The sequence below is a fragment of the Ekhidna sp. genome (assembly GCF_039960695.1).
Taxonomy (GTDB): domain Bacteria; phylum Bacteroidota; class Bacteroidia; order Cytophagales; family Cyclobacteriaceae; genus Ekhidna.
In genome coordinates, this window is sequence record NZ_JBDVKP010000012.1 from 23,695 (window position 1) to 47,488 (window position 23,794).

Genomic DNA, 23,794 nt, shown 5'->3' on the forward strand with positions numbered 1-23,794 from the left:
GCTCATTACAGTACCTTCCTTTCTTTCAATGCGTCAAGAATAAATGGATGTAAAATTGGATCCAAGTTATAGATCCCGGATGATTTTTCTACAATAACACCGGAGCGAAGTAAAGCATGAATTTTTTCTGAAGTTTGCTCTTTACTCCAATCTGTGATACGTATGATTTTATCTTCTGTCAGCCTTTTATGCAAAATAAACTGAAGCAATAGCATAATCCAATCTTCGTCTAGTTCATCAAATACATCGAGTGCTGGTCTTACAGGCTTATTAACAACGACGAAATCTTTACTCGAAGCAGTTATGTTAGACAGCCAACCATTCAGCGTAACGCCTGGACTTCCCTTGCTATAGTTGAAGTAATCATTAAAAAGGGACGCTTTTTTCAATTCACTTATTTGGCCATGTTTTTCATTGTATCCAAAGGAGAGACCACTTGATTTGTGACGTTGCATTATTAATTGATTCAAATCTTCTGCATCAAAAGACTCCATACTTATCACCTCGATAAAATGCTCTTCAAGGCTAGTTAGCTGATTAATCAATTTAAATGCCTGCGGATTCATATTGACAATAAAAAGGATTTTACTGCCATACTTGTCCATCAGGAACTCTAACTTATGAATGACCGCTAATCCTTGCTCTGATCGTTCCCAGAAAAGTTCAAGGTCATTAATGATTAGGACACTATTTTCAGGCAAGCGCGATAACATTTGTTCTGCTTCACCTCTTTTTTGAGTGGCCTTCGACATTGACTGGTTAAACCCTTCAACGGTATGAGTCCCGGGAATCGGAGGAAACATGGTATAAACTGTGCTGCTCTTAAAGATGTTTTGGGCGAGGTATCTACAGAATGTTGTTTTACCCGAATTACGATCTCCCAGCAATAAAATTCCACCATGATAACCTGCTCTATGGCGTGTAACAGCTTTCTTGAAAGCTGACTCTTCCTTTGGCCTCTTCACCCAAAAGTCTTTATTGATATTTGATTTTCCATTAAAGAGCGTCACATAATACTGGGGCAAGTATTGGATTCCTCTTTTAGTTGGGCTTAGTGTTTCTTTTAAATCTAGTAATCGACTATTTATTGAATTAGCCTGTGATTCGTGATCCATTTTTTCAGCAAATAGTATGGTCTCACTTTTTGTGTACAATAATCGAATAAGTATGTTTTGAACAAAACGACTAATTGTATCTAAAATAGCGCCTGCTCCCGAAAGTACTTGCTTGCTTTGGTAGCTTCTTAACCCAACTGTGAAGTCTTCTGCGCTTTCTTGTATCCGAACAGTCTCAAGTGGTTCATACGCTTTTTCTAAAAGCTTTTCACTGGCTTCTTTAAACTCAGCTATGAGTCCTTCTATTTCGCTTCTTTCCTTTTCCAATTTGGATTTGCACATCACTAGTACCTCATCCTCAGTCAGCTCATTCGATTCTTTGTTTTCCAAATAAAATTGAGCCAAGTTGATTGCTTCCTGAGAAGAAAAGATTCCACGCTTTATTGTCTCCAGTAGTCCTTCAAATAGTTCTTCTATCGGTGACTCGTAACGAGACTTGAGATAATACTCTGCCATTCGAGAGACGGGTATATCTATAGGGTCAGATTCTGACATTGTTGTCAGATCCAAGATTGAATATATCTCAATATTGTCTGGCAATTCATCCGTCAACAATAACATCTTTGCTTGATGTTGCTCAAAAATTTCTTTAGTCTCGGTTTCGAAATCAAGCTCAAACTTTACCTTTTTCAAGTCGACTTCTTCTCCTTTTTCCAGTTTTGAAATGAGCCCTTCTACCTTTTTCAAATAGTTGATGCTTATACTCTGGCCCAAGTGATTCCACAGATCTACCAACAAGGTTTCCTGTCTGTTTTTGGTACTATTTACTGATAACTCGAGAGAGATCATGTTTATCAGTGTTTTAACATCATGGGAGAAGTTTTCAGCAAAATCCTGAAGCTCACTTTCAGCCTGTGCAAAAAGCTTCTTAGTCGAATTTCGCTTCTTTATCAATTGATTGATTTCGACCTTCTCCATATCCCGCCGCATTTGGGTCAAATTGTTGCGAAATTCGACTAAAAAACGACTATGATATAGGGTCTCCAATTTGGCATCACCTTCTTTCTGAAGCAGAATATCAGCCACTATGGCTTCAAGTTTTTCTTCGTTCCATTTTTTTTCTTCTGTCCATATTTTTCGCTCTATATCATTCAGTGCACTTATAATTGACGAAGTGGTTTGCCTAAGTCGCTTGTAAAAAGTATGCTCATCATCCAATAGTTTTTTGAAAATGCGATCAGCAAATACCATTCTGCTGTTTAACTGATAGAACCTGGCTATTTCGCGATACTTAATTTTTTGGGTAATTGGTTTTCCTACGATTGAATGCTTGATTCTTTTCCACCGCTTTAAAACTTTGGTTTTGAAGGTATCATTCTTTTTAATTTCAAAAGCCTGATCTACATACCTAACCTTCATTTTCTTCGGGAAGCGATGAAAATCTGCTAGCAGTTGTTGTGAATACCAATCTATGCCCAGCTGTAGTTTTTCTTTTTGAGCAATAAGCTCTGATTCAATCAATTCTCCAGATATGAAAGCATTGAGTTTGAAAAGGCTTTCATTTTTAAGCTTGTCGACCGCTTTTTTCCGTTTGAACAACTCCGGTATCTCTCTTATTTTATCGAGTTCCTTTTGAATTACCGCGCCACGATCTTTCAATTCAGAAAGCAGTTCCTGATGGTGTAGAAAAATGGGATGAAATGATTTTTCAAATAATTGATCGATCACCCGCCTGCCATTTTGATCGATCTTTTGAAGGTCAATAGTTATCTCTTCGTATTGCGATGCGTCTAATTCTGGAATGGCAAGGATCGAAATTTCGCTTTCTTCTTCCTGTTTTGCTTTTACTTTTGTGACTACCTCTAAATCTTCAAAATCTACTGAAGCATTGATTACTAGTGAGCTTCCTACGCTGCTAACTGTGTCGTTAATTTCATCAAAGTACTTTCCAAAATCTCTAAATCGATTGGCCGGTACACCGAGTACTGTTAAGTCTGACAAACTGGATTCGATTTCAATGATCTCTTTATCCGATTTTTTATCCACTTCATTATTAATGATTTTGATGTCTGCATCTAATCTATACCGCTCAAGAATTGCGAAGGTCTTTTTGTAGATGTTCTCAGTTTCTGCTTCGATAGGATTAATTATCAATACACGTACGTTTGCTCTATTCCAGTCTGGTGCATTGGTAATATGGCGGATGAGATTTATTGCAAATGCTAGATTTCGCCCTGAACCACTCCACCAAATATCTATCGATTGAAAATTTCCGTAGGCTCGATCATGATCATAGTTAAGAAAAAGGGTATTAAATTTTTCCTGACCAAAACTCTCGAGCAAATCTATAAATCGTTCTTTGTTTGTTGGGTTCTTACTCCATCCCATTAAAATGGTGTTGGGCTCTACTCCGGAAAACCCATAGACTCTGGCTATTTGATCCATTCCAGAATAAATATCACGGGTATGGAGTTTCTGCTTGAAAAAGCCTATTTCATCTTTTCCTTTTTCTAAATCCGACTGGCTTTTAGTCATGATTTTATCATCGCTTACCACTAACTCAAATGCAGACAATAGACCAAGCTTTCCTACTATTGCTTTCCCCATGTTTATCATATGTGTTCTATTGGCAGGATTTCCACTGAACATGATCACATTGGGTCTCCAGTTTCTTTTCTGAAGTTTTTCTCTCATTAGATTAGTGAGCCCGGTCTTTACCAAAGACGCCCAAACCCCACTCCAGGCATCGCCTGAATCGAGCGTTAGTTCTTTTCTTTTTAAGTAGAAATAGATCACCCCAAGGATGAGCGTTGCGCCCAGCATAGCCACAAAATCCAATTGAATCATTACGATTAAGCAAGCCACTGCACCGATCAAACTGACCCATCCGGATACTTTAAAATCGGGTCTATACTCGGTACTCGTCCACTTTTCAAATGCTGCACTGATATTTAAGAAACCGTATGTAGTAATGAAGAAAATCGAGACTATTCGAGCAATTACATCTAATTCTCCGATGAGAATTCCTGCTTCAGCTATCACAAATGCCAAGACAACTGCATTTCGAGGCTCATTGGTTGCTCCATATCCTTTGGCAAAGATTCGTGGGCTGATTTTGTCAACAGAAATAGCCTGAAGAATGCGAGGGGCACCTAGAATACTTCCTAATGCTGATGATAAGGTGGCACCCCAAATCCCTGCCAAGACCAACTCAGGTATCCATGAAACATTTAAGAGAATTTGAGGATCGGTTATTAAGGCGTTTCTCTCGATAGAAACAGCGAAAAAAATAGCCAATACAACATAAATGATAAATCCTACTGCTATTGCTGCTATGGTTCCCTTAGGTATAGATTTTTTTGGATTTTCTAGATCTCCAGACATTGACACACCCGCGCTAAACCCTGTTACCGCTGGAAAAAATATACCGAAAAGAACCATCAGCGATACAGCAGATGAGGAACTTGCCAATAATGGTGCCTCTGGCACAAAATCATGATTACCAAAAAAGATGGATATAATGGAAAGAGCGATTGCTCCTAAAATGAAAAATTGAGCTTTTATAGCTAGCGAAGTGCTAATAAAAGTAATGGTAGTCAATATCAACAATGCAGCTGAACCTACAAATCGAATGTTTTTAATGGATGCCTCATAACCCATGAACGGAAGAAAACTCTCAGAAAAACCGATGAGATACAAACTGATGCTAAAGGATAAGCCAACAAACAATGCGAGTCCTAGTGTCCCGCCAATCGGCAGTCCCAGACTCCTTGAAATAATATAATAAGGACCTCCGGCTTCTACCTTTTTATCTGTTGCCATGGAGGAAATGCTCAACCCGGTAGTGATCGAGATTATATGCGCCACAATGATTATTCCCAAGGTCAACCACAAGCCGGCTTCTCCAACTATCATGGGAAGTCTCATGTACAGGATAACTCCTAAAATGGTTAAAATGGATGGGATAAAAACTCCACCGAAAGTTCCGAACTTTTTGATTTTTGCCATCAAAGAATGTTTAATAAAAGGATAACTTAGTCAACTGTTAAGACAAGATAATCTGAATAGGTCACATTGATTTATAAAAAAAGTGACCTTTTAACTGATGCTTAGTCTCAAGAATAAAGAAAATGCATGGAGTACTTAAATGCTTATACAGAAACAATTGCTATCTCCTTAATTATCATCATTTCTTATTTTTTCAATTTCGTTTCTGAAAAATCTAAAATTCCCAGTGTTCTTTTACTCATTGGATTAGGTGTGGCCTTTCAAAAGCTTCTCAATGCTTTAGGTATTGATTTGACCACCTATATCATGGAGGCTCTGGAACTGCTGGGGATTGTTGGCTTGATTATGATTGTTTTGGAAGCAGCGTTGGATCTGAAACTGCAAAAAGATAAAAAACCTCTGCTAATTAAATCCTTTGTCATTGCTCTGGTTGCTCTCGTAGGCACAGCACTTGGTGTCGCTTATGTGCTTCACGTCTTTATTTTTGATGACTTCTTAAAGGCATTGATCTATGCCATTCCACTATCCATTTTGAGCAGCGCTATTATTATACCTAGTGTTACCTCACTCATGGAAAAAAAGCGTGAATTCATGATCTATGAAAGTACGTTTTCAGACATCCTGGGGATTATGTTTTTCTACTTCGTCATAGGTGGTGCCAAGGCTGAAAATACAGGTGAAATTGTCATGGATGTATCAAGCAGCATCTTATTGACGATTATTTTATCTCTGCTTATCAGCTATTTTATGGTGTTCTTACTTCAGAAATTGGAGTCTAAAGTGAAACTCTTCTTTTTGATTGCAATCCTTATTTTACTCTACTCCACAGGCAAACTATTTCATCTTTCATCGCTCTTGATCATTATGGTGTTTGGCTTGGTGCTCAATAATAACCAGCTTTTCTTTAGAGGTAAGCTAAAAAAATTCGCGGATCCAGAAGCGTTGAAACACATTACTGAAGATTTCCATGTAGTGACCATGGAAACTGCCTTTGTGGTACGAACGTTCTTTTTTGTGATTTTCGGGATGACATTAGATTTCTCAGGTATAGGAAATCTTCCATCCATTTATATGGCATTAGCTGTCTTAGCCATTACTTATGTGTTTCGGTTCATTCTTTTGAAAATTATTGTAAAACGGAACATTACTCCTCAACTATGGATTGCACCAAGAGGGTTGATTACTGTACTCTTATTTTTCTCAATTCCAGCCCACTTTATGGATGATCGATTTAATCCTTCAATCTTGCTCATTGTAATCCTTGCAACAAGCATAATTATGACAACAGGCTTAATTGCTAAAAAAGAAGATATTGAAGAAAAGGATGAGTTGAAGTTTGATGAGTGGAAGGAGCTGGATGATCAGGTGGAAGAGATGAAAAAAGCAGCGGACTAAAATTTCAATTTTATATCACCTATACCTAGCATCATAGGTTGCTTAGCATCATTCCTGCAAAAGTCAGCGCGAGAAAAAAGCCAAACATATCGGTGACAGTAGTGAGTATTGGTCCAGAAGCAAGAGCCGGATCTACATTCATTTTTTTGAGAAATAAAGGAATCGTTCCACCAAGTGAGACAGCTACGACGGTATTAATCATTAATGCTCCGCCAACTACCAAGCCTAAGTAGGCATTGCCTTGCCATAGATATGCTGCGACACCAATCAGAAGTCCCAGAACAGCTCCGTTGATAAGTCCTACAGATACTTCCTGCAGCCACACTCTGGCCATCTCAAATGGCCGAACCACCCCAAGTGAAAGTTCTCTTAAACTCACAGCAACTGCCTGATTTCCGGAACATCCGCTCATATCTGATATGATTGGGAGGAAAACTGCCAGCGCAATAACCGCAGATAAGGTATCCTGATAGATTGCAATAATACTTGCCGCTGCAATATTCAAGAGAATATTGACACTCAACCAGGAAAGCCTTCTTCTTGCTCTCAACAAGATTGGCATCGTCCGAAGCTCTTCTCCCCCAATAATACCTTGAGTTTCGAGATGCTCGGTATTCATCTGTTCACTTTGTGCTTCTCTGATATCCTCTCGCAAGACTACTCCTATCAGTGCCTGATCATCATCTACAACTGGCACGCCATAATAATTATGGACATCAAAGAATTTAATTAAATCTTCCAATGAAGCTTGATCATTTACCACTAGTGCATTTGTGATTGCAATTTCATTAAGTGAAGTTTTAGGGTTTGAAAGTAACAAGTCTCTCATACTCAGAACACCTCCAAATTTTCCACCAGAAACCATGTAGATGTACTGTAGATGATATTTTTTGTATTGCAATGCATTTTGGCGAAGATTATCTACCAGGCTTTCTACAGTTTCAGATTCCTCAAAAGCCAGAAACTCGGTAACCATCAAACCACCAGCTGTCTCTGGATCATAGCGTATAAGGTTTCGAAGATTTTTGACATCCGAATCATCCATTTCTTCCAGAATGGCTTCAGCATCTTCTCCCTTCATTTCCAGAAGAAAATCTGCCTGATCATCACTCGTCATTTCTGATAGAATTGCAGCCGCACTTTCTGGCTCAATGTCCTTGATGGATCTCAACGCCTGTACCCATGGAATATCTTCAATCAGCTCTGCAGCATCTTCAGGAGTCAAGAGGGTGAGCATCTTGGCTCGTTCATCTTCTGTCAAATGACCTACAGCTCCTATTAAATCTGACGATTCCTGAGATTCAAGAAATAGTTTTACTTCATCCGCCTCATTATTTTTTATCTGATCTCTCAGGCTTTCCCATGGACGCTCCTCTTGCATTTGATGTGGTGTTTATCGTAAAATTTTTTATTGAATAGACTAAGATATAGCGCCTTTATTTCTAACGAGACGCAAACTCAGCCATTTTATGACCTCACTTCTGAAAAGAAATGGAAGAGCCAACAATTCTGCTAAACTGCTAAAAGTGTAGATGACAGATAAAAATGAACAGCTTTAAATAATCTTATTCATTACTTACGCCTATCCAGTTCTTTCCCCAATTTCAAAATTCGCTTATCAACCGATTCAATGCTACCGAAAAGCTCTTCTGATTTCTTAGTGGTAAGAAACCTTTTAGAGATTGTGCCACTTTTTTTGAATTCATGATAAATACTATCGCCAAGAATTGAACAGAGCTCATCTTTCTCTTTTGTCAATTGCTTTATTTCTTGTTCTCCCTTGTACCGTTCTACATAGTTTTCAACAACTCCAGAAGCTTGCTCAAATTTTTCAGCTCCTTTGCCGTAGAGATCTTCTGCCTTGTCCTTCACCTCTTCCAAAAGGTCGGATGAAATATCAGCTAATGCTTTTGCGCCTTCACTTACATTTTCTTTAAATTCTTTAAAGAACGTACTGAATCTAGAACTTTTTATAGGTTCTGCCTTTTCAGAACTGGTGCTTTTGGGAGCTGTCTTTTTCGCAACTGGTTTTTTACTCACCGTCATTTTAGCTGGCGGTTCTTTCTTACTTGCTGCTTTTGCGGTAGGTCTTTTAGTTGCCTTTTTTTCTGCTGATTTTTTAGCCGTCGGTTTATCTGTTTCTTTTTTAGCCATCTTATTTTAGTTTAGTTTCCTAGGATAATAACACATGGATGAATAGAATTATTCCATTCATTTTCTTAATCTTTTCATTCAATTCATTCGACCAATCTCAGATGAGCTACGTAATTATAGCATCAAAGATTTAGACTTGATTTACCCTGAAAAGTCACAAAGGCATTAGTTGAAATTAAACTGGACTGGAAATTCCATGGCCACACTTGTTTCAATTGTTCTTCGGATTCATCATTTTTATAGAGCATTCCTAAAACGCCTCTCCGATAAAAAAATAATAACCCAATCCGTCTTCAGAGACTGCCACATCAAACCGGGTGAAGATGTCTTTGCTCTTGAAGATCAGGAACCTGACGCCAGTACCGCCGGCTACTTTCAGCTTGCTTACATCCAGTTTGGGTGCTCCCTCGCTGACTGTGCCGAGAGCTACAAAGGCTGCTGCGCCTAATCGTTTGCTAAATGGAAAAGGTAGAAACCTATATTCTGTTTGTGCAGCCAGCAGCGTTTGATCACGATATCTGCCGAGGTAATACCCTCGCATGAGCGACTCTCCTCCCATCAATGAAAGTTGGCTGAAAGGTGCGTCTCCCTGAATCTCAGAAAAATAGAGCTGGGTAGCGAGTACCTGAGTATCATTAGTAGGTAGGTAGTATCGTGCGTCAAAAAAATATGAGGTGAACTCAAAGTCACTTCCCCAACCGTCATCATATCGCAGGAAGCCCATCTCGCCAAAAAAGCCTTCTCTTACGTTGAGCACATTGTGTCTATTGTCATAAACCACACCCAGACCTAGTCCAAGGTTGCTAAACTTCCGGATTCCTGCAGGAGCTTGAAATGGTTCATTGGTGATTTGAGTCAACCCTACATTAGAAAGGCGGTGAAAGTCCGTTTCAAATCCGAGGTATAAGCTTCCATGAATCTTTCGCAATACTCGCTCGCGGATACTGATACTTCCCGCATCAATTTGTGCCAGCTCTTCTCCGCTTATGTCTATACCTGTGCCAAAGTAGAGCAAAGGGAATTGCTGCAACCGAACCCTGCCGAGAAAGAACCATTTGCTCTTGTCGCTATAGAGGGCATGATCCATCCACAAGCCATATTGTTTCTCAAGTGTTATGAATGTAAATGCGGTGACCTCACTCAGGCGATTCTTGATGTCCTGATTGGCGTAGTACACGTACACGGCACTTACCCCAAACTCCCATTTTGTTTCCGGCGCAAAGGCAATGGTAGGATAAGCAATAAACTTGGGACGCTCTATTGAAGTAGTGTCGTTGAATACCGAGTTCCAAGCTCGTTTGACCAATCCATCATTTTGGGCTTTTAGCGATGGAGTAAGTCCAACACCTAGGAGAATAAGAACGGTGGTTCGGAAACGACGAGCAAGTTTCATTTGATTAAATCAACGGCAAATATGGAGGTTATTGTTATTAACTCAAGCTTGCTAGTTACTTGAAAAATAGATTTTAAATATCCAACAAAATCACATTCACTTCCAACAAATCAATCTCTTGAATAATCGTTACCTTTAATAAGGTAATCCATAGCTATTGAAATGAAATTACAACTCACCCATCTATTCATAGCTGTTGTATTAAGCCTAACCTGCACATTTGGTCAATCCACTAATAAATCTGCAGCTGAAGCTAATTACAAGAGCGGAATACGGCTAATAAACGATGGTAAATACGATAGCTCAAACTTGTTTCTGCTCAAGGCCGTACCCGCCTTCGACGAGCTTGGAGATACCGTCAACTATCTCAATTGTCTCAATAATATTGGATACAACTACACTGAACTAAATGATTTCACCTCCGCCAGAAACTACCTGTACAAGGCGTTGCAACTTGGAATGGCGTACGGAGATGGTGAGAATGAGCAGGTGAGTATCAGCTTTAATTCCCTGGGAGTGCTTTATGAAGTTATCGGAAAATATGACTCAGCTATTTTTTTTAAGAGGAAGAATCTTGAGAAAAACACTTCTCTTTTTGGTGCGGAGAGTGATCAGGTAGCAACAAGCTATGGCAATATCTCACTCACCTACCTGCTGATGGGAAATTTTAAGGATGCGATGATCAACCAGGTCAAGTCAAAAAATAGCCGGGAAAAAATCGACAAAGATCACCCGGATCTCATCTATAACTATTTCAATTTAGGAGTGATACATAACAAAGCAGGCCAATATGACTCTGCCTTATTTTATAAAGAAAAAGCACTTGAGATTGACCTTAGAGACTTTGGTGATCAGCATGTATATGTTGCTGAAGACTATGCAAATCTTGCAGCCACACACCTCAGGCAAGGCAATTATGAAAAATCGTTTGAGTATACTCAACGATCACTTGATGTCAGAAAAGCTCTTTATGGGCCAGTTCATATCTCTGTTGGAAATTCGCTCAACAATATGGCTACTACTCATTCCAAAATGGGAGATTTGGAGAACGCCATAGCGGTCAAAGTAGAGGCCTTGGAAATCTTCAAAGAACTGTTGGGAGATCACGCCTACACTGCCGACGCACTTCAGGACTTAGCATCGTATCATTTTGAAAAAGAAGAAGTCTCGCACGCATTTGAATACCTAACTCAAGCACTCAAAATGGGAGAACGTATTTATGACTCCACAACTGTAAATGCGGCAAACCAATTCAAGGTTGCCGCAACTTTGTACACTGAGGCTAATGATTTGAAAAAAGCCGAGGAATTAGTTTTAAGTGCGCTAAAAATCTATTTAGCCGAATTTGATAGTACAAACCTCCACGTAGCCCAATGTTTCGACATTCTGGCGTCCATACGGTTGAAAGAGAAAAAGTATAAGGAAGCGCTAAACCTCTATCATCAATCAATCCTTGCTAACCATTTATCATTCACCAATCAGGATATGTATAGCTGTCCGCCTGATGCTGCTGCTGCTTCAGGTCTTCAATTAATACATACTGTGTTTGAAAAAGCGAAGGTATTAGAACTGCTATATGAAGACACGAAGGATCTTGTCTATTTGGAGCACATAGAAATGCACCTGAATGCATGCAGCCAAATGATTGGTGAGGTGAGAAAATACATTACCGGGGAGAACGACAAATTAATACTGAGCGCTGACGCAAGAAATGTATATGTCATGGGCGTAGAGATAATGATGAAGTTGGCGGAGATCCATGGAGGTGACTATCTTGACAAGGCCTATCAGTTTTGCCAAAAATCAAAGGCAGCTGTCATGCAAGAAGCTTTCTCAGAAACGAAAGCAAAGGAATTTTCTGGAATCCCAATTGCGCTACTGGAACAGGAAAATACACTTAAAGGAAATATCGCTCTGAAAAAGCACGACCTGTCTTTGATTCAACAACGTGTTCCAAAAGACGACCCTCAAGTTGTCAGCCTTAGAAAAGAATTATTAGCAGCTCAAAGGGAATATGAATCGTACATCGATAGCATTGGAAAATCAAATCCATCCTATCACAACCTAAAATACGAGGCTTCTCAGGTGACCATAGGTGAGCTGCAAGATCAATACCTAACAAAAAATTCGGCGATCATTGAGTACTTTCTCACAGAAAATCAGATTCATATCTTTTATTTAAGCCAAGAGAACTTCAAGGTCGCAACTTCTGCCAGGTCAGGGTTGGATAGAAATATTCGTGGACTTAGAAATGCCGTAATCTTCAAAGCTCGTGATCTTGAGAGTAAATTTTTAGACCGACTTTATGAGCAGCTATGGAAGCCCGTTCAATCAATGATCGATGAGGAAAATATCGAAGAAGTGCTGGTTGTCACTGACGGAATATTGGGATATATGCCATTTGAGATTCTAAAATCATCTGGCGAAAAGTCAAAGTATCTAATTGAATACTATTCTATGAAGTACGCCAGTTCAACAAGTTTAATGTTCAGTCAATTTCAGTCTGAGAAGAAGTATGGCGATCGTGACTATGTTGCATTTGCGCCTGTCTTTTCGGATGAATCAGAGACTAACTTTTTAGTAAATACTACGGAGCGTTTTTATCAGCCAAGTGAAGGGAAAAGTCAAAATTTTGTAAGAGATGGAAAGATTACCCCGATCCCTGGCACGAGGGATGAAGTTGAGCAAATTCAAGTTTTGCATCAGAAAAGAAACCTCTTTGCTAAGTCCTTTTTGTTTAAGGATGCCAGAGAAGAAAATTTGAAAGATCCGGATCTCGGAAGATACAAGTACATACACCTGGCTACGCATGGTTTTGTCAATGATGAGACACCAGAGCTTTCAGGGCTTGTGCTTAGCCAAATTGCTGACTCTGAGCAAGATGGTATTTTGTACGTAGGTGAAATTTACAACCTGAGCTGGAACGCGGACCTGGTGTCACTTTCTGCCTGTGAAACAGGTCTTGGAAAAGTCGTAAAAGGTGAAGGCATCATTGGGTTGACACGTGCGTTTATGTATGCAGGAGCTGAAAATGTGCTGGTTTCATTATGGAAAGTCTCAGATGCCAGCACTTCTCAATTAATGATTGATTTCTATAATCAACTACTAACGAATAGCTCCAAGTCTGAAGCATTGAGACGCGCTAAACTGAACCTGATAAAGAGTAAGCAATATTCGGCTCCATACTATTGGGCACCTTTTGTGCTCATTGGCAATTGAGATACGATTTCTAGTACTTACTGCAAGTTGTACTCGGAGCGATTGCTATGACTTCACATAAATAGTGCTTCAATAAGCATTTAATGAAAACGTTTATTTATACTTCCAGCCGGAATAGATCCAACCAAAAAGCCTAACTCCCAGCCAATACATACCAACCCAAATCCATTTAGCTTCCTTTAGCTGATTGTAAAAGATCCGATCTGCTTCTTTTCTTGTAACTGGAACACATCGCTTGTATTGATAAAGTATGTCATGAATCATGGAAGCGTAGTAGGTTCTTGGCTTAAACTTATCTTTTCTTGGGAGTTGGTAAGTATGTTCATGAAGCTGTCCATCGAAGTTTCCCCAAGTAATCTGCAAAAAGTTGAATTTGGGCGTACATCCATCCCAGGCGTAGCCTCGATGATTATCTTGCGATCCATGCACAGTTATGGTACCATCAGGATCAATTTTAAGCCATTTTCCTACAAATTTTCTACCTAGCAATACGTCCGTTTGGTACTTGAAATCATCGTGATGTACGAATTTCCAAAGTTTCTTAGCTCCTGGTTTCAAGCATCCGCCTTCATTTTCCGGCGTATTCTTCCAATCCGTGTTAATTTCTTCAAACTCTCTTTCCATCTGTGATAAGGTTAGTTAGTATAGAAGATAGCGGTATTTGATCGAGAACACAAAAATCAAGAACATGGAAATGAAGGAATCATATACTGCAATAACTCGTATATTTCTTATTCCATATGACCACACAAGATTCAAACTCCATCTACCATCAACTTATCGCAACTGAATTGCTTCAATGGCAAACAGCCATGCGGCGAAAACCTAACTTCTGGAATCGCACAACTAAAAAAGTGCAAAAAAAAGTCAATAGCATCATCCCTGAGAAAGTACATAAGGCAATCACCAAGGCAATCAAGGAGATTACGCGCGCAGTGATCTTTGGGTCGGGATTTACCACTCGCACGCGAAGGGAGGTAAAAACACTCGAAGAAATAGAAATCAAAGTAAAAGAACGCATCAACTTCTACTCCTCCTCTGCAGCTGTGGAAGGAGCAGCTACCGGATTTGGTGGTTTCTTGCTGAGTCTCGCCGACTTTCCATTGTGGTTGACCTTGAAGATGAAAATGCTGTTTGAAATCGCTTCGCGTTACGGATATGATACAAAAGACTATAAGGAACGTGTGTATATCCTTTACATCTTCCAACTCACTTTTTCCAGTCAGCAACTACGAAACGAGGTTTTTGAAAAGATGGAAAACTGGGAAATCACTAAAGAAAAATTACCCAACGATTTCAATGCGTTTGATTGGCGTACGTTCCAACTGGAGTATCGGGATTACATTGATTTGGCTAAACTCCTACAACTGATTCCGGGTATTGGTGCTATTGCAGGTGCCCTTGTGAATCATAAGCTAACGAATAAATTAGGCAAGACCGCTGTGAATGCTTATCGAATGCGAGATGAGCGATTCCGTGAAGTGAAAATGTTGAACCCATAATTGTGGGGTTTTGGCTTGAAGTTGCTCAACTTTTTACCATATGCTAAAACCATAATTACTCTCATTTCAATTTTTTTCTCTAGTCTTGCATTTCAGAAATGAAAAGCACGTACAACAATATCATTAACATAAGGCGCAGCTATAGGCGCGACAGGCAGTCTTAAGCCTGACTTCAATCTGTTGTACACGGTAGACAATACCGTGTCTTTTTTCAATTCACATTTATTATTTCCTGAAATGAGTACAATGCTCAACTAATTCATTATTCTAATGATCAGTTGTTCATGAGATTCATTTCAAAATCTCAAACACATGAAACACTTCCTGGAGGTTGGCAACCTTTCAATTGCCGAGATTGAGCATGTACTCGAATTGAGTACATACCTCAATAAATCACATGAAGAAACTCTTCTTCAAACCAATGTTCTATTCTGCTTCGAGAAACCCTCACTAAGGACTAAAGTAGGTACAGAAGTAGCAATCAATCAGCTAGGTGGAAGGGTAATCCACATCGACCCCAATGCATTTCTTGGTGGTAAGATCATGCATGCTAAACCCATTCCAGGTTTGGATGAAAGAGAATCGCTGAAGGATACAGTAATGAACGTATCGAAATGGTGCGATGCAATCTTCACACGTGTATTTTCCCATGAGACACTTTTGACGTTGTGCAATCATTCTGAAATTCCAGTGATCAATGCGCTTTCAGACGAGCATCATCCCATGCAAGCATTGGCTGACTTCAGAACGATTCAACAGAAGTATAATCACGAGAGAGTTCCAATCACCTTTATTGGCGATGCAAATAATGTCGCACGTTCATTAATCGAGATGGGCATTCGATTGGGCTATCCGATGGGATTCGCGGGACCAGCAAACTATTCATGGACAACCTCCATGTTGGATCATTTTGATCAGCTCAGTAAAACATATAAAGGCTCATTTATGCTTTTTGAAAATGCCCAAGCTGCCGCAATGGCAAGTGTAGTAGTTTATGCAGATACTTTCATTTCCATGGGAGAAGAAGATCAGCACGATCAAAAGCTTCAACATTTTCATGGCTATCAGGTCAATGAAAAGCTGATGCAACTCTGTCCTCAAGATGCTTCATTTATGCATTGCTTACCTGCACATCGTGGGGTCGAAGTGACTAATCAGGTGTTGGATGCTGAAAACTCCCTGATCTATCAACAAGCAGAAAACAGAATGATTGTCTCGAAAGGACTCTTCACTTTTTTACTCACGGAGCAGGAAACTGATCCACAACTAACATTTAAAACACGCTATCAATTCAATCAATGAAAACACAACATCAATTTTCAAAAACCGCATCGCACGAGGCTGTGAAAGGTGAGTTTAATACATGTCTCTTACTCTATTCAGGAGGTTTGGACACCAGCGTAATGCTGAAATGGATACAGGAACAATACGAATGTGAAGTGATTGCACTCACGATTGATCTGGGACAAACAGCTGACAATCTGGATGAGATCAGAGAGAAGGCGCTCATCCTTGGTGCCAAGGAAGCAATCGTTTATGATGCAAAGGATGAATTTGCCCAACTATGCTTTGAGGCAGTTCAGTCAAACGCAGACTATCAAGGTGGTTATGCGCTGGGATGTCCACTCGGTCGAGTGGCTATTTCACAAATTGCAGTACAGGTAGCTGAGCAGTATCAATGTGAGGTCGTGGCGCACGGATGCACGGGTAAGGGGAATGATCAGGTTCGCTTTGAGGGATATATGACCACCTTAAATCCTGAGATTAAGATCATTGCTCCAGTACGCGAATGGTCGATGGGACGAGACGAAGAAATCGAATATGCTGAAAAGCATAAAATTCCGGTCATTCAAAAACAAGAAACCCCCTACTCTTATGACGAAAACATGTGGGCCAATACCGGAGAAGGTGGCGAGATTGAAGACCCTCATTTGATACCCCCTTTAGAGAAAATCCTAAAATGGTGCAATACACCTAAGGACGCGCCCGATGAAGAACTGGAACTCATCATTGGCTATGAAAATGGCGTACCGAAAACAATCAATCATATGGAGTTGCATCCTGCAGCTTTAATTCAATACCTGAATAAGGTTGGTGGTGAGCATGCCGTTGGTTATTTCCACCTGATCGAAGATCGAATCGTGGGGCTGAAAGTGCGAGGAGTATATGAAAATCCAGCAGCGCATATTCTAATTCAAGCGCATAAAGGACTCGAACAATTGGTTTCAACACGTGAGGAAAATGAACTCAAACATTTCATGGACTGCAAGTGGGCTTACCTCTGCTATGGGGCGAAATACTTTGAACCAGCAATGGATAATATTCGTGCATTTATAGCCAAGCAAAATGAGAAAGTGACTGGCTCGGTAACAATACGATTGTATAAAGGCAATTGTGAGGTGGTGGCGTTGGATTCTCCCAACTCACTATTCGATCATACCCTGGCTACCTTCAATAGTTCGGACAGCTTTAACCAACAAGCCTCTCCAGGATTCATTGAACTGTGGAATCTTCCACAGAAGTCAGCGTATCAGGTAAAGAAGAAAAACGAAGTAGCAGCCTTAAACCTGATGTCATGAGTAAGCTTTGGGGATTAGAGGAAAAAAGCAAAACTGCAGCGTGGGTGGAGAAATTTACTGTAGGAAACGACTACCGACTGGATATGAAGTTGGTTCCTTATGACGTGAAAGCATCAAGGGTTCACGCCACGGGACTTCATCAAATGGGCGTGCTAACCGATAATGAGTTGACCTCAATTGATCATTGTTTATCAAATTTATTGACAGATTATAATGATGGAACCTTCTCAATTGATCCACACCAAGAAGATTGCCACACGGCTATTGAGGAGTATTTAACCAAACATCTTGGTTCGGTAGGAAAGAAAATCCATACAGGAAGGTCGCGCAATGATCAGGTCCTCACAGCCATGAGACTCTTTGAAATTGATCGGATAGACGCTGTACTTGAATATTCACTGAATGTAGCGCAGAAGTTTGTCTCTTTTGCGAAGCGGCATGAGTTTGTACCCATGCCTGGATATACACATTCTCAGCCAGCTATGCTTTCTTCCGTTGGAATGTGGTCAGGCTCATTTGCTGAAATGCTCAATAGCTCCATTAATTTATTACTCTCCGTTCAGGAAATGATCGATTATTGTCCTTTGGGAACAGCGGCAGGCTTTGGCATAAATCTTCCATTAAATCGGAAGGAAGTATCTGATCGCCTTGGATTCAAAGCACCGATTACGATAGCGATGACGGCACAGCATACGCGGGGAAAATGGGAATCGACAATTGCGCATGGGTTGTGCTCAATCACCGGGACCTTGGCTCAGTTTGCCAATGACTTGATTATATACAGCTCTTTGGATTATCAGTTTTTTGCCGTGCATGATGAATTGACGACTGGATCATCGATTATGCCACAGAAGAAGAATCTGGATGTTGCGGAGATCGTCCGTGCAAAGCATGCACAAATCACCAGCAAGCAATTGATGCTGAGTCAGCTGACTACAAATCTAAGCTCAGGCTACCACAGAGATCTGCAGCTCACCAAGGAGGCCATCATCCATGCATTTGAAATATGCCTGGACATGTTGGATGCGACATTACACCTTATTGGAGGTATTGAGGTGAACGAAGAAAAGATGCTCGAAAAAATCTATCCAGAGATGTTTGCTGCTGACAAAGCCAATGAAATAGCGCTAAGCGGAATGCCATTCAGAGATGCTTATCAGCATGTTAAATCCAATTTAGATGAGTTGACGATCGAGGATATTCATAAAAAATTGAAGGCATCGACTCACCTTGGCTCTACGGGAAATTTAGGTTTGGAAGTAATAGAGCGAAATATCAATCATACCACCACATATCTAAGTATGAGGGAATATAAGGGCGACTAGCATTACTTTTTAGGTTTTGGGAAGGCATCTTTGTCTTCCCTTTCCATTTTTTTTCTTGCCCATTCCAAATCAATCTCATCATTTACATTAAATAGCTCAGCCTCATCCTCGGCTGTCACCAACTTGACCTTATTGTCCAATAAAAATTTACTTGGATATACAATCTCGCCACTTTCGAAATGCTGCTTCAATTTAGCCAGACCGTCCCGCTCCCAAATAGCCAATAGTGGCTCAGGAAGTTTATTCTTTGTACTCATCATAGCTGTAGCCAGTGAACTCTTGTCTCTGTGCTTAATCAATCGTGAAATGGTACCTTGGTTTACAAATGGCATATCCACAGCCAACGCTAACCAAGCCTTGTCGGGAAAAGCTGCATGCGCGCTAAGCAACCCATTCAATGGTCCGGCTACATCAAAAGCATCATGAATTATATTCTTAGTAAATCCTACCGCCTGTCCATCCCTCGCTGATACATAAATATTTGGAATGATGCGGTGAATCATTTCAAAGGCATGTTCCGCGTGTGGTTTTTCAAAATATTGAATGAGTAACTTATCGGTACCCATCCGTGAGCTTTTTCCACCAACCAATAGCAAGGCATTCAATTCTTTCTCCATCTATTTTATAAATGTAGGTATTCGGTTAATTACAGAGATTCTTATCTTTAAGTATATGTCTGATCATCATCATTTGCGAATCACTCAGCCACCCAGGGTTTCCGTTGGGCCAAAATCCATCACCAATGCGAGTCGCATGATTTTCAAAGCCATGCCACCCTGGAAGGCTCTAAAGCTACTGGGAAAATTGAATCAGAAGAAAGGTATTGACTGTCCGGGATGCGCATGGCCCGATCCCGACAAGCGATCTAAGCTAGGAGAGTTTTGCGAGAATGGCGTCAAAGCAATTGCAGAGGAAGCGCAACACAAATTAGCGGGTGAGGCATTCTTCAAGCAGCACACAATCGCATCACTCAGAAAAAAAAGTGATCACTGGCTGGGACAGCAAGGCAGGCTGGCACAACCCATGATTAAAAGGGAAGGAAGTGCCCGATACGAGCCCCTTGAATGGAAAGACGCCTATGAAACGATCGGTCATCACCTCAACTCATTGGATCATCCGGATGAGGCAGTTTTTTATACCTCTGGTCGAACCAGCAATGAGGCCGCATTTCTTTACCAGCTTTTTGTTAGAAAATTGGGAACCAACAACCTTCCTGACTGCTCCAACATGTGTCATGAATCAAGTGGTGTGGGGTTAACCGAAACACTTGGGATCGGCAAAGGATCGGTACAACTACAAGACTTTGAGCACGCAGAAGTAATCTTGATATTTGGACAAAATCCAGGTACCAATCATCCGCGAATGCTGAGTTCACTGGAGAAAGCCAAGCGCAACGGAGCAAAGATAATAGTCATCAATCCGCTCAAAGAAGTAGCACTGATGAAATTTAAAAACCCACAAAAAATAAGTGGGTGGATCAGCAAAGGGACAAATATTGCAGACTTATACCTTCAAGTTAAGATCAATCAGGATGTCGCTTTAATCAAAGCGTGGCTTAAGCTTTTGATACTGGATGACAACAGCCTTGATCAGGAGTTCATTACCGATAAAACTTCTGGGTTTGAAGTACTGAAAGCAGACCTGGCTAACTACACGCTGGACGAATTGATCCAACAGACTGGATTAAGTAAAGAAGATATCTTGCTAAGTGCGCACTGGCTGTCTGCCAACAATAAGATCATTGCCTGCTGGGCCATGGGTCTGACACAACATGTAAATGCTGTGGACAATATCCGTGAGATAGTAAACCTATTGCTGCTCAAAGGGAGCATTGGCAAGCAAGGTGCTGGCACCTGCCCTGTTCGCGGACATAGCAATGTGCAAGGCGATCGAAGCATGGGCATATGGGAGCGGCCAACGAAGGCATGGACAGATAAGCTCAAAGAAGTATTTAACTTTGATCCACCAGAATCTCCGGGCTATAACGTGGTGGAAACTATCGAAGCGATGAATGAGGGCAAAGTTCGCTTCTTCATGGCTTTGGGTGGTAATTTTTTACCCGCTGCACCAGACACCATGTATACCCAACAAGGTATTCAAAAGTGTGAGTTGACGGTTCATATCAGCACCAAGCTGAATCGTACGCACCTGGCACCTGGTAAAATATCTCTGATCCTCCCCTGTCTTGGTCGAACAGACAAACACATCCAAAATGGCAAAGAGCAAGTAGTTACTGTAGAAAATTCCATGGGTGTAGTGCACGGCTCTCATGGTAGCCTCACTCCCCCTTCTCCGCACCTCAAAAGTGAACCAGAGATTGTGGCATCTATCGCTGCCGCCACCTTGGGGAATGAAGACATCAAGTGGTCGGGGCTTACGGAGGATTATGACAATATCCGTGATTTAATTGCACAGGCCGTGAAAGGATTTGAAGATTATAATGAACGCCTGAAAAGAGACAGTGGCTTCGAACTTCCGAATGGCGCACGTGTCGGCGAGTTTAACACTCCTTCCAAAAAGGCAGTCTTTACTGTCAACCGATTAGCTGAATCCATTCCTAAGGGACATAACTATATAATGATGACTATTAGAAGTCACGATCAGTTCAATACGACAGTTTATGGCATGGATGATCGCTACCGAGGTATTTTCGGAGGACGAAATGTCGTGTTTATGAATCAGGAAGACATGCAGACTGAAGGACTGTCTCAAGGTGATACTGTTGAGTTATCCAACAATTATAAAGTGGCTAGAAAGGTCTCGGGGTTTACCGTGGTATCATACGATATTCCACACGGATGCCTGGCAACCTACTTTCCAGAAGCTAATCCATTGGTACCATTGCACCTATACGCTAGAGGAAGTCATACGCCGGCTTCTAAATCGGTGGGAGTGAATGTGAGGAAGGTTTAAGCACTTATCTACTCGCTTTTCTTATACCTCATCTCCCCCATTTCAATGGAAATAGCAGACTTAGCCAGAATCGTAAAGATAAATGCGCCCATTGCCCAGATACCAATAGTTACTCCTATCTCTATCCAAGTAGGCACGTACTCTACGATATCTCCCCATGAGCCAGGAATAAATCCAGGAATGATAAGTCCCATGCCTTTTTCTATCCATATACCTATAAAAAGGAAGACGCAAGCCACTGTAAGCCAACGATAACTTTTTAATATCAAATGCATGGTAAGAATTGCTGTTGCTGCTACATTTAAGATCAATGAAGCATATGTCCAGGGAACCAAACCCGTTTTTCCGTGCAATCCAAAAAATAGATATACGGCACTCAAACTATGATGCGTTTGCGCATAAAATTCTTTAAACAATTCGGAGATCAGCATGATAAGATTTACCTGTGCGGCCACAGTTACAACTACTGCTAATTTTGCAAAGGACTTATCAGCGATTTTATAATCAGTATATCTGTTGATCACTTCCAGAATAATGATGATGAGCGCAGGCCCTGCTGCGAAGGCAGAAGCTAAAAATCTTGGCCCAAGCAATGAGCTATTCCAGAATGGTCTTGCCGGAAGTCCCGCGTATAGAAAGGCGGTTACCATGTGAATACCTACGGCCCAAAAAACGGAAATCATGGCACCTGGAATATAAAATTTCTTATTTGGCTCTCTATTTTGATACCTGGACATCAGGATATAAAGAGGAATGGTAATGTTGATAAATAAATACCCATTGAGAACAATCACATCCCATGCAAGCATGGATTGAGGGAAATTGAATAGGCCGATCCCGGGGATCAAATGCCAAGCTCTTCCAGGTCCTCCGAGATCTACAGTCACAAAGGCGAGGCACATAATAAGTGCTGCAACGGCCAAGCCTTCTCCTATCAATACGGCCTTAGAAAAATCAACATCTTTGAGTACATAGGTTGGCATTACCAGCATTACTGCCGCAGCAGCTACCCCCACCAAAAAGGTGAAGTTGGAGATGTACAATCCCCAGCTAACATTGTCATGCATGCCGGTAACTACCAGCCCTTCAGTCAACTGCTGATAATAGCAATACGCACCGAGTAACATAAAGAATGTGAGCACACCCATCCATACATGGTAGGATCGCGAACCCTGCATCGCATTGGAAATGCTGTCCTTGGCCAATGAACGGAATATCTTTAATTGGTTCATAATTGCTTAATCCATGAAATACCAAAACTTAGGTTCTGTCCCCAAATCCTCTTTGAGCCTAAAAACCTTTTTATTTTCAAGCACCCATCTGATTTCACTGTTTGGATCCAGGATGTTTCCAAAGATCCTTGCACCAGTAGGGCATGCTTCAACGCAAGCAGGATTTTTCCCATTTCTAGATCGTTGAATGCAGAAGGTGCATTTTTCCATTACTCCATTCTTTCTCAAGCGATTGCCCAAATAGTGCTGATCTTTATTCACCTCTTCTTCCGGGACCTGAGGCTGTTGCCAGTTAAATCTTCTGCCATCGTATGGACAAGCTGCCATACAATATCTGCAACCAATACACCAGTCATAATCGATGACAACAATTCCATCTTCTTCTTTCCATGTGGCCTTAACCGGGCAAACATCTACACATGGAGGATTTTCACAATGAAAGCATTGGGTGCCCATATAGAAGTGCCCTTCGGCTGGCACTTCATGATAATAATCATCCTTCGCCAGTTCAAAATTTATTTGACCGTTTTTATGCTCATGAATACGGATGTATTGCATCTCTGTGCTCCTGTCTTGATTGTTTTCCTCTACACACGCATTTACACAATCCATGTATCCCTGACATTTGGATATATTGAATGCGTATCCATACAAAACATTGTCAGTTGCTCCTTTGGAGGATACGCTAATCTTTTTCCCTGTATTCATTTCGTACAAGCGTTCGAGTCGCGTAACCGTATCATTACGCTCTTTGTCCGTCATCACCCGATAGTTTTCCTTGAAGAATTCATCCCACTTAAGACCGTTTTTTTCTTTCAGATCATCATCACCCACCACACTACAGGATGTAGAAGCCATTCCTGCGCCAGTCAAAAGTCCAAGTGTCAGTTTCTTTAGCGCTCCTCTTCTGCTGGTCTTTGCATCACCAGTTTGACTAAACCCTGTATCATTAATTGGGGCCGGTTCTTGATTACCCCCACAGCTACAGTTATGTCCGCATGAATTATTCTCTTTCATTG

Annotated in this window: 15 protein-coding genes; 7 read left to right on the forward strand and 8 right to left on the reverse strand. The window is 40.9% G+C overall.

What is annotated here, in order from left to right; all coding sequences use genetic code 11:
- Positions 1-5 precede the first annotated feature (5 nt).
- Positions 6-5,063 (reverse strand): hypothetical protein, encoded by a 5,058-nt coding sequence (locus tag ABJG98_RS07995; RefSeq protein WP_348278973.1) that lies wholly within the window; start codon positions 5,061-5,063, stop codon positions 6-8.
- A gap of 126 nt (positions 5,064-5,189) precedes the next feature.
- Here ABJG98_RS07995 and ABJG98_RS08000 point away from each other — a divergent pair, with 126 nt between their 5' ends.
- Positions 5,190-6,458, forward strand: a complete 1,269-nt coding sequence (locus ABJG98_RS08000) for a cation:proton antiporter (protein ID WP_348278974.1) — start codon at positions 5,190-5,192, stop codon at positions 6,456-6,458.
- Between the two features lie 31 nt (positions 6,459-6,489).
- Here ABJG98_RS08000 and mgtE read toward each other — a convergent pair whose 3' ends face one another.
- From mgtE to ABJG98_RS08015, 3 genes are all read right to left on the reverse strand, one after another.
- Entirely contained in the window at positions 6,490-7,839 is a 1,350-nt protein-coding gene (mgtE, locus tag ABJG98_RS08005; RefSeq protein WP_348278975.1) for a magnesium transporter, read from the reverse strand.
- 191 nt (positions 7,840-8,030) lie between these two features.
- Positions 8,031-8,612, reverse strand: a complete 582-nt coding sequence (locus ABJG98_RS08010; protein ID WP_348278976.1) for a hypothetical protein — start codon at positions 8,610-8,612, stop codon at positions 8,031-8,033.
- A 250-nt stretch (positions 8,613-8,862) separates the two neighbouring features.
- Positions 8,863-10,005, reverse strand: a complete 1,143-nt coding sequence (locus tag ABJG98_RS08015; RefSeq protein WP_348278977.1) for a BamA/TamA family outer membrane protein — start codon at positions 10,003-10,005, stop codon at positions 8,863-8,865.
- A gap of 162 nt (positions 10,006-10,167) precedes the next feature.
- On the opposite strand from ABJG98_RS08015, the gene ABJG98_RS08020 reads away from it, so the two are divergent.
- A complete protein-coding gene (locus ABJG98_RS08020; protein ID WP_348278978.1) occupies positions 10,168-13,224 on the forward strand; it encodes a CHAT domain-containing tetratricopeptide repeat protein in 3,057 nt (1,018 codons plus the stop codon).
- A gap of 93 nt (positions 13,225-13,317) precedes the next feature.
- On the opposite strand, the gene ABJG98_RS08025 is transcribed toward ABJG98_RS08020, so the two are convergent.
- Positions 13,318-13,848 carry a DUF1353 domain-containing protein gene (locus tag ABJG98_RS08025; protein ID WP_348278979.1) on the reverse strand — a complete coding sequence of 177 codons (531 nt, stop codon included), beginning with the start codon at positions 13,846-13,848 and terminating at the stop codon, positions 13,318-13,320.
- A 116-nt stretch (positions 13,849-13,964) separates the two neighbouring features.
- Here ABJG98_RS08025 and ABJG98_RS08030 point away from each other — a divergent pair, with 116 nt between their 5' ends.
- The 4 genes from ABJG98_RS08030 to ABJG98_RS08045 all read left to right on the forward strand — a co-directional run bounded on the left by ABJG98_RS08030 (position 13,965) and on the right by ABJG98_RS08045 (position 18,630).
- Positions 13,965-14,726 (forward strand): EcsC family protein, encoded by a 762-nt coding sequence (locus tag ABJG98_RS08030; RefSeq protein ID WP_348278980.1) that lies wholly within the window; start codon positions 13,965-13,967, stop codon positions 14,724-14,726.
- Positions 14,727-15,038: 312 nt separating this feature from the next.
- The gene (gene argF, locus ABJG98_RS08035; RefSeq protein ID WP_348278981.1) at positions 15,039-16,028 is read left to right on the forward strand and encodes an ornithine carbamoyltransferase; all 990 of its coding nucleotides are present in this window, start codon (positions 15,039-15,041) and stop codon (positions 16,026-16,028) included.
- Positions 16,025-17,305 carry an argininosuccinate synthase gene (locus tag ABJG98_RS08040; RefSeq protein WP_348278982.1) on the forward strand — a complete coding sequence of 427 codons (1,281 nt, stop codon included), beginning with the start codon at positions 16,025-16,027 and terminating at the stop codon, positions 17,303-17,305. Before argF ends, ABJG98_RS08040 begins: the two co-directional genes overlap by 4 nt.
- Positions 17,302-18,630: a lyase family protein gene (locus tag ABJG98_RS08045; RefSeq protein ID WP_348278983.1), complete on the forward strand. Its 1,329-nt coding sequence runs from the start codon at positions 17,302-17,304 to the stop codon at positions 18,628-18,630. Before ABJG98_RS08040 ends, ABJG98_RS08045 begins: the two co-directional genes overlap by 4 nt.
- A gap of 2 nt (positions 18,631-18,632) precedes the next feature.
- Here the strand turns inward: ABJG98_RS08045 and ABJG98_RS08050 are convergent, their stop codons facing one another.
- Positions 18,633-19,247 carry an NTP transferase domain-containing protein gene (locus ABJG98_RS08050; RefSeq protein ID WP_348278984.1) on the reverse strand — a complete coding sequence of 205 codons (615 nt, stop codon included), beginning with the start codon at positions 19,245-19,247 and terminating at the stop codon, positions 18,633-18,635.
- 55 nt (positions 19,248-19,302) lie between these two features.
- Between ABJG98_RS08050 and ABJG98_RS08055 the strand changes: the two genes are divergently transcribed.
- Positions 19,303-21,543 (forward strand): FdhF/YdeP family oxidoreductase, encoded by a 2,241-nt coding sequence (locus ABJG98_RS08055; protein ID WP_348278985.1) that lies wholly within the window; start codon positions 19,303-19,305, stop codon positions 21,541-21,543.
- 8 nt (positions 21,544-21,551) lie between these two features.
- Here ABJG98_RS08055 and dsrP read toward each other — a convergent pair whose 3' ends face one another.
- Together dsrP and dsrO are read right to left on the reverse strand one after the other, a co-directional pair.
- Positions 21,552-22,775: a sulfate reduction electron transfer complex DsrMKJOP subunit DsrP gene (dsrP, locus tag ABJG98_RS08060; protein WP_348278986.1), complete on the reverse strand. Its 1,224-nt coding sequence runs from the start codon at positions 22,773-22,775 to the stop codon at positions 21,552-21,554.
- A 6-nt stretch (positions 22,776-22,781) separates the two neighbouring features.
- Positions 22,782-23,792 (reverse strand): sulfate reduction electron transfer complex DsrMKJOP subunit DsrO, encoded by a 1,011-nt coding sequence (dsrO, locus tag ABJG98_RS08065; protein ID WP_348278987.1) that lies wholly within the window; start codon positions 23,790-23,792, stop codon positions 22,782-22,784.
- Positions 23,793-23,794: the final 2 nt, after the last annotated feature.

Bases quoted from the DNA above. Each gene is read 5' to 3' on its own strand.
- ABJG98_RS07995 (WP_348278973.1), bottom strand. From the start codon at position 5,063: ATGGCAAAAATCAAAAAGTTCGGAACTTTCGGTGGAGTTTTTATCCCA.
- ABJG98_RS08000 (WP_348278974.1), top strand. From the start codon at position 5,190: ATGGAGTACTTAAATGCTTATACAGAAACAATTGCTATCTCCTTAATT.
- mgtE (WP_348278975.1), bottom strand. From the start codon at position 7,839: ATGCAAGAGGAGCGTCCATGGGAAAGCCTGAGAGATCAGATAAAAAAT.
- ABJG98_RS08010 (WP_348278976.1), bottom strand. From the start codon at position 8,612: ATGGCTAAAAAAGAAACAGATAAACCGACGGCTAAAAAATCAGCAGAA.
- ABJG98_RS08015 (WP_348278977.1), bottom strand. From the start codon at position 10,005: ATGAAACTTGCTCGTCGTTTCCGAACCACCGTTCTTATTCTCCTAGGT.
- ABJG98_RS08020 (WP_348278978.1), top strand. From the start codon at position 10,168: ATGAAATTACAACTCACCCATCTATTCATAGCTGTTGTATTAAGCCTA.
- ABJG98_RS08025 (WP_348278979.1), bottom strand. From the start codon at position 13,848: ATGGAAAGAGAGTTTGAAGAAATTAACACGGATTGGAAGAATACGCCG.
- ABJG98_RS08030 (WP_348278980.1), top strand. From the start codon at position 13,965: ATGACCACACAAGATTCAAACTCCATCTACCATCAACTTATCGCAACT.
- argF (WP_348278981.1), top strand. From the start codon at position 15,039: ATGAAACACTTCCTGGAGGTTGGCAACCTTTCAATTGCCGAGATTGAG.
- ABJG98_RS08040 (WP_348278982.1), top strand. From the start codon at position 16,025: ATGAAAACACAACATCAATTTTCAAAAACCGCATCGCACGAGGCTGTG.
- ABJG98_RS08045 (WP_348278983.1), top strand. From the start codon at position 17,302: ATGAGTAAGCTTTGGGGATTAGAGGAAAAAAGCAAAACTGCAGCGTGG.
- ABJG98_RS08050 (WP_348278984.1), bottom strand. From the start codon at position 19,247: ATGGAGAAAGAATTGAATGCCTTGCTATTGGTTGGTGGAAAAAGCTCA.
- ABJG98_RS08055 (WP_348278985.1), top strand. From the start codon at position 19,303: ATGTCTGATCATCATCATTTGCGAATCACTCAGCCACCCAGGGTTTCC.
- dsrP (WP_348278986.1), bottom strand. From the start codon at position 22,775: ATGAACCAATTAAAGATATTCCGTTCATTGGCCAAGGACAGCATTTCC.
- dsrO (WP_348278987.1), bottom strand. From the start codon at position 23,792: ATGAAAGAGAATAATTCATGCGGACATAACTGTAGCTGTGGGGGTAAT.